This window comes from Nocardioides abyssi, from assembly GCF_030412915.1.
GTDB lineage: Bacteria > Actinomycetota > Actinomycetes > Propionibacteriales > Nocardioidaceae > Nocardioides > Nocardioides abyssi.
Map to the genome: position 1 here is coordinate 1 of NZ_JAUHJR010000111.1, position 290 is coordinate 290.

Sequence of the window (290 nt, forward strand, 5' to 3'; positions counted from 1 at the left end):
CGGCGTGATGGTGCTCGGCGGCACCCTGGCCGCCGCCGCCGTGGCGCCCGCCGCCGCCGACCCGGCAGCAGCCGGCGACGCCGCCGCCCGCCCGGTCTCGGGCGACCTGGCGACCGCCGCGTTCACGCCGGTGCGCCCCAACCGCCGCGACGCGGTGGTGACCCCCTCCGGCTTCGACCACGACGTGGTCATCCGCTGGGGCGACGGGGTCGTGGCCGGCGCACCCGCCTTCGACGTGCGCCGCCAGAGCCCCGAGGCCGCCAAGCAGCAGTTCGGCTACAACTGCGACT

Annotated in this window: 1 protein-coding gene; it reads left to right on the forward strand. The window is 78.6% G+C overall.

Going from position 1 to position 290, the window contains the following annotated elements:
- A partial coding sequence (locus tag QWY29_RS20125) for an alkaline phosphatase PhoX (RefSeq protein WP_300963009.1) occupies positions 1-290 on the forward strand: 290 nt, incomplete at both ends.